A 5,293-nucleotide genomic window follows, 5' to 3' on the forward strand; every position below is an offset into this window, starting at 1 on the left:
ATATATAACAATAAAAGGGGGAATTGAATTGGTAGTTCACGTAGTATTTTTTAAGTTTAAAGAGGAAAATAAAAAAGAAAATATGGAAAAAATGAAGAGGGATCTTGAAGCACTAGAGCTGAGTCAGCTCAGAAAACTTGAAGTGGGGATTGATTTCAACAGATCTCCGAGGGCCTATGATATGTCCCTCTATACAGAGTTTGACACCAGAGAGGATCTTGATTTTTACCAAAGTTTCCCGCCTCATGTGGAGATAAAAAATTTCATAGTGGCAAATGAGATCAGCACAGCAGTGGTAGATTACGAGAGATAAGTCATAGTTTTATTTAAAAATAAGAAAACCGGGAAGTTGATTCCCGGTTTATTTTTTGTGTCTTCTTGAATTTCTGTTGTTTTTTCCGCCCTTTGTATCTGGTTCTTTTTTATATTTTTCAGCTATTTTTACAGTGAAAAACATAAGTGCTCCCACTGCAATGAGGCCAAGGAGTGATGATAAAAATTCCATATAAACCCCCTCCTTAAATTAAATAAGAGACCGGGCAATCTCAAGTGCTTTGTCATAATCAGGCTGATCCGTAACTTCAGGTACAACTTCTAAGTGTCTTATAACACCTTCCTTGTCAATCACAACAACCCCTCTTGCAAGAAGTCTAAGCTCTTTTATAATAAATCCGTATTTTGTTCCGAAATCAAGGTCTCTGTGGTCTGAAAGAGTGACTGCAGATTCAATTCCCTCATTTGCACAGAATCTTCCCAGTGCAAAAGGAAGGTCTACAGAGATAGTTACTACAGAAATCTCCGGATTTTCTCCTGCTTTCTGGTTGAAAATAGTGGTCTGAAGCTCACACACAGATGTGTCTACAGAGGGCATAGATGAGATGATGACAACCTTTCCTTTGGACTGGCTGAGAGAAAAAGGACTCATGTCATTTTTCAGAGCCTGAAAATCAGGTGCTTTATCCCCTACTTTTACCTCATTTCCCGCAAGTGTAAGGGGATTACTCTTCATGGTTATAATTCCTGTTCTTTCCATTGCATTCCTCCTCATAAATAGTGTATCATAGTAAATTATTACTTGATAAACACTCAGAAGTAAAGGAAATTTTTAATAAAAGGAGGAGATCTTCTATGTATGTGGCAGCAGTAAAAATTAAAATAAGGTTTGTCATCAGTTTTTCTCTGAAAGACAAGAGGATGAGGCTGAGAAGTCTGAAGGATAAATTTGCATCAAAGTTCAAGGTACAGCTCACCGAAGTGGAACTTCAGGATAATAAAAATTTCGCAATTTTAGGATTTTCCCTTGTATCTGGAAGTTACAGTGTGGCAGAGGGTATAGAGGGAAAGATGATAGCTTATATAGAGGACACCTGTGAAGACGAGATTGTGGATATAGACTCATATATTGAAAAATTTTAAAAAACTATTTTTGAACTAAAGACGTCAAATAGTTGTGTGTAATAAAAAAAGGAAAGAAGAACCTCAGACGGTAAAATTATTTGAAAAGAGGAGGTTTTTTATGAGTAAAAAAGGACTACTTTTAGGATCGGTTTTAGCAGATGCTTTTTCTCTGGGAGGGCACTGGATATATGATACAGAAAAGATAAAAGATGAATTCGGAGAGTATAATGACCTTAATGACCCTCTTCCTGATAGTTTTCATAAGAACAGAAAAAAAGGTGGTCACACCCATTATGGAGATCAGACACTCCTTCTTTTAGAATATTTAGCAGAAAAAAATGAGTTTGATGAGAAAGGGTTCAAAGATTTCTGGGAACTACACATGAAAAAATATGACGGCTATATGGATCATGCTACCAAAGAGACGCTTGAAATGATAGAGGCCGGTGAGGAATGGGGTTCTCATTCCACAGACCTGGCAGGTGCCTCTAGGATAGCACCGATAATCTATTGCTTTTCTGAGGAGAAAGGGGTAGAATATTCTAAGATTCAGACAAAGCTTACCCACAACAATGAACAGGTGATCCTGGCTGCGGAATTTTTTGCAAGGACTGCATACAGCGTCTTAGGCGGTGTAAAACCTGATTTGGCAATGGAAGAAATATCTGGCCAAATGAAAAATAAGTGGATATCAGAAAAGTTGAAAACAGCAAAATCATTTATAGAGACAGATACCACAGAGGCCGTGAAAAAGTTGGGGCAGTCATGCAGTATAGAGGGTGCTTTTCCGGCTACCTTGCTTTTAATACTTAAATACGCTGATAACTATGAGCAGGGAATGATAAAGAACGTAATGGCAGGAGGGGATTCTGCAGCAAGAGGTCTTATTGCAGGTATGATTATAGGGGCCTATTCAGAAAACACAATACCCAAAAGATGGTTGAAAGAGATGAGCAGTATAGAGAGAGTAAATTTTTAGGAGGTATATTAATGAAAAAAATATTGATAGGTATTTTCGTTTTTTCTTCACTGGCTTTCGGAAAGCTTCAAGACGGGAAGTACTATGTAGAGGCTGAAAAGGCTACATGGGGATGGAAACCTTTTACTTATATTGTTGTCAAAGACAGTAAGGTTGTAGAAGTGAAGCATGACAGAAAAAATAAAGAGGGTAAAAACGCCACAGAAGATATGAAATATAATAAAAGTATGGCAAAAAAACAGGGTGTTGGAATAAAAGAAGCTGTTGGAAGGCTTGAAAAAGGATTTATGGAATCAAAAAACTTGGATAAAGTAGATTCGGTAGCAGGAGCCACATCAACAAGTAAAGAGTTTAAAGTTATGATGAAATATCTTTTGAACAAAGCTGAAAACGGGAAGCCAGGATCTTATAAGATCTCCAATAAAGACTTAATATAAATTATTAAAAACCAGCCATAGGCTGGTTTTTATTTTAAAATGAGGGCGGAGTACTTACCCATATAACTTTTGCCTCGACTTTCCCTGCATTGGATATAAAATGATCTTTTTTGGCTTTGTAGTAAAAGCTTTCCCCTTTTTTAGCCTTGTGCTTCTGGTCTCCCAGATGGACATAGATATTCCCCTTTAAGACATAGCCAAACTCTTCCCCCTCGTGGGCGGATTCCAACTTGTAAGAACCACCCTGATCCAAGGTGATGAGAATAGGCTCCATGGCATTTTTTTGTGCATTGGGAACTATCCAGTCGATTCTGTACTTCAGCTCATTATCTTCAAATTCAAAAAAATCATCATTGGAAAATACTATTTTTTCATCTTCCTCTTCATTAAAAAATTCCTTCAAGTTTGTCCCGAGACTTTCTAATATATCAACAAGAGTGGCTATGGATGGAGATGTCAGGTCTCTTTCCAGCTGTGAAATAAATCCTTTAGACAACTCACATCTGTCTGCTAGTTCCTCTTGTGTGAGCAGCTTTCCCTGTCGCAGCCTCTTTATTTTTTCACCTATTATCATATAATTCAAACCCCTCTGATTTTATTATCTAAAGTGTTTCTTTGGTACATTATATAATCTCACCTTAAAAAAATCAAGTTTTGCAGCTAACAGGTAAAAAAATAATTGACATAAAATTTTAAATATAGTAAACTTTACGATGTCGATTCCAAATAAAAAACTCTGTGTATTCTAATAAATACAGGCTTTTGATACAGTTTTTGTTTTGTAATAAAAGATCTGTGGTTTGATATGCATATGCTTATTTTTTTTATAAATAAGTTTACTAATATTAACTTTTATAGTTAATTTAATGTGATAGGTACGCTGTTTTCACACAAAAATGTGTGTATTTTAAAGGTTTGAAATACCCCGATATGAGGGAGTTAATATAAAAAATTAAATTTATGTCTTAAGAATAGACTGGGAGGGAAATTATGAAATTAGAAACTTTAGGGAGACACATTCTGATAGAGTATTACAACTGTGACGAGGAAGTGTTGAAGAGCCCTGAAATTATTGAAAAGCACATGAATGAGGCGGCTAGAATTGCTAATGCAACTATAGTGAACTCAGTATTTCATCATTTCAATCCTTACGGTGTTTCAGGAGCGGTAATAATCTCTGAATCGCACTTGGCTATTCATACATGGCCAGAATACGGATATGCAGCTGTAGATGTTTTTACATGCGGAGACAAGATCAATCCGTGGACAGCTTTTGATTTCCTGGAAAAAATGTTTGGAGCTAGCAGAAGTGAGTCTATAGAGGTGCCTAGAGGTATGACTGAAAAAATAAAAAAATTCCATCCAGAGGGAGAAAATTTAGGTAAAATTGTATTTAAACCCGATGCGGAATAAGTAAAAAAATGCACTAATGAGAAAATCAGGAGGTAACTTAATGCTTAATCTTTGGTTTACAGAGGAGTGGACACCAGAGTGTAGATTCTCTATAAAAATAAAAGAACATCTTCATACAGAAAAAAGTCCTTTTCAGCAACTGGATTTTTTTGATTCCTATGAATTTGGAAAGTTCTTTACCCTTGACGGGATTATGATGGCCAATGAAAAGGATGAGTTCGTATATCACGATATGATCTCACATGTTGCCCTTGCAACAAATCCAAAGATAAAAAAGGTCCTTGTAATCGGCGGAGGAGACGGTGGAACTGTAAGAGAGATAACTAGATATGACCACATAGAAAAAATAGATATGGTGGAGATTGATGAGAGAGTTGTGAGACTTTGTCAGAAACATCTTGTCCAGACTGCATGCAGACTAGATGATCCTAGAGTAAATCTGTATTTTCAGGACGGATTGAAGTTTGTAGAAGATTCCAAAGAGGGTGTTTATGATCTTATACTTGTGGATTCTACTGACCCCATAGGGCCTGGAGAGGGACTTTTTACAAAAGAGTTTTATACAAACTGCTTCAGAGCTCTTTCTGATGACGGAATTCTTATAAATCAGCATGAAAGTCCTTATTTTGATAAGGAAGCGGGACAGATGAAGAGAGCTCACAAGAGAATAAAAGATCTTTTCCCGATTTCAAAAGTGTATCAATTTCACATACCAACTTATCCGTCGGGACACTGGCTTTTTGGATTTGCTTCCAAGAAGTACGATCCTGTGACAGATCATAAAGCTGAAGAGTGGGAAAATTTCGGACTTAAAACAAAATATTACAATTCAGAGATTCATAAAGCTTCTTTTGCACTTCCTACATTTGTAAAGGATATGCTCGAAGAGTCTGAATAGAACTGTTTTTATATATTTTAATTTAAGTTACAAATAAACATTGAAATTATTAAAAGAGAAAATTATCGGGAGGATTTATATAAATGGAAAATAAAATATTCTTTACTTCAGAATGTGTATCACCAGGACATCCAGATAAGATAGCTGACCAGATATCAGATGCGGTAC

At 36.2% G+C, this 5,293-nt stretch carries 10 protein-coding genes; 7 read left to right on the forward strand and 3 right to left on the reverse strand.

The features are described 5' to 3' along the window. Positions 1-313 (forward strand): Dabb family protein (locus tag ABZA26_RS06800; protein ID WP_372713767.1); only part of this gene is annotated, 313 nt, incomplete at its 5' end. 48 nt (positions 314-361) lie between these two features. Here the strand turns inward: ABZA26_RS06800 and ABZA26_RS06805 are convergent. Next, positions 362-505 carry a hypothetical protein gene (locus tag ABZA26_RS06805; RefSeq protein ID WP_372713768.1) on the reverse strand — a complete coding sequence of 48 codons (144 nt, stop codon included), beginning with the start codon at positions 503-505 and terminating at the stop codon, positions 362-364. 18 nt (positions 506-523) lie between these two features. Continuing rightward, positions 524-1,033, reverse strand: coding sequence for a thiol peroxidase (tpx, locus tag ABZA26_RS06810; protein ID WP_372713769.1), 510 nt, complete (start codon positions 1,031-1,033; stop codon positions 524-526). Positions 1,034-1,128: 95 nt separating this feature from the next. Between tpx and ABZA26_RS06815 the strand changes: the two genes are divergently transcribed. The 3 genes from ABZA26_RS06815 (at position 1,129) to ABZA26_RS06825 (ending at position 2,814) form a co-directional block, all read left to right on the forward strand. After that, positions 1,129-1,416 (forward strand): DUF503 domain-containing protein, encoded by a 288-nt coding sequence (locus tag ABZA26_RS06815; RefSeq protein ID WP_372713770.1) that lies wholly within the window; start codon positions 1,129-1,131, stop codon positions 1,414-1,416. 100 nt (positions 1,417-1,516) lie between these two features. Continuing rightward, positions 1,517-2,377, forward strand: a complete 861-nt coding sequence (locus ABZA26_RS06820; RefSeq protein WP_372713771.1) for an ADP-ribosylglycohydrolase family protein — start codon at positions 1,517-1,519, stop codon at positions 2,375-2,377. Between the two features lie 11 nt (positions 2,378-2,388). Then, complete coding sequence (locus tag ABZA26_RS06825) at positions 2,389-2,814, forward strand: FMN-binding protein (RefSeq protein WP_372713772.1); 426 nt, start codon at positions 2,389-2,391, stop codon at positions 2,812-2,814. A gap of 34 nt (positions 2,815-2,848) precedes the next feature. Here ABZA26_RS06825 and ABZA26_RS06830 read toward each other — a convergent pair whose 3' ends face one another. Next, entirely contained in the window at positions 2,849-3,388 is a 540-nt protein-coding gene (locus ABZA26_RS06830) for a helix-turn-helix domain-containing protein (protein WP_372713773.1), read from the reverse strand. Between the two features lie 416 nt (positions 3,389-3,804). Between ABZA26_RS06830 and speD the strand changes: the two genes are divergently transcribed. The 3 genes from speD to ABZA26_RS06845 form a co-directional block, all read left to right on the forward strand. Continuing rightward, complete coding sequence (speD, locus tag ABZA26_RS06835; protein WP_372713774.1) at positions 3,805-4,227, forward strand: adenosylmethionine decarboxylase; 423 nt, start codon at positions 3,805-3,807, stop codon at positions 4,225-4,227. Between the two features lie 40 nt (positions 4,228-4,267). Next, positions 4,268-5,125, forward strand: coding sequence for a polyamine aminopropyltransferase (gene speE / locus ABZA26_RS06840; protein ID WP_372713775.1), 858 nt, complete (start codon positions 4,268-4,270; stop codon positions 5,123-5,125). 83 nt (positions 5,126-5,208) lie between these two features. After that, on the forward strand, positions 5,209-5,293 hold an 85-nt coding region (locus ABZA26_RS06845; RefSeq protein ID WP_372713776.1), incomplete at its 3' end, for an S-adenosylmethionine synthetase N-terminal domain-containing protein.

The organism is Ilyobacter sp. (assembly GCF_041583315.1).
Classification (GTDB): domain Bacteria; phylum Fusobacteriota; class Fusobacteriia; order Fusobacteriales; family Fusobacteriaceae; genus Ilyobacter.

Bases quoted from the DNA above. Each gene is read 5' to 3' on its own strand.
- ABZA26_RS06805 (WP_372713768.1), bottom strand. From the start codon at position 505: ATGGAATTTTTATCATCACTCCTTGGCCTCATTGCAGTGGGAGCACTT.
- tpx (WP_372713769.1), bottom strand. From the start codon at position 1,033: ATGGAAAGAACAGGAATTATAACCATGAAGAGTAATCCCCTTACACTT.
- ABZA26_RS06815 (WP_372713770.1), top strand. From the start codon at position 1,129: ATGTATGTGGCAGCAGTAAAAATTAAAATAAGGTTTGTCATCAGTTTT.
- ABZA26_RS06820 (WP_372713771.1), top strand. From the start codon at position 1,517: ATGAGTAAAAAAGGACTACTTTTAGGATCGGTTTTAGCAGATGCTTTT.
- ABZA26_RS06825 (WP_372713772.1), top strand. From the start codon at position 2,389: ATGAAAAAAATATTGATAGGTATTTTCGTTTTTTCTTCACTGGCTTTC.
- ABZA26_RS06830 (WP_372713773.1), bottom strand. From the start codon at position 3,388: ATGATAATAGGTGAAAAAATAAAGAGGCTGCGACAGGGAAAGCTGCTC.
- speD (WP_372713774.1), top strand. From the start codon at position 3,805: ATGAAATTAGAAACTTTAGGGAGACACATTCTGATAGAGTATTACAAC.
- speE (WP_372713775.1), top strand. From the start codon at position 4,268: ATGCTTAATCTTTGGTTTACAGAGGAGTGGACACCAGAGTGTAGATTC.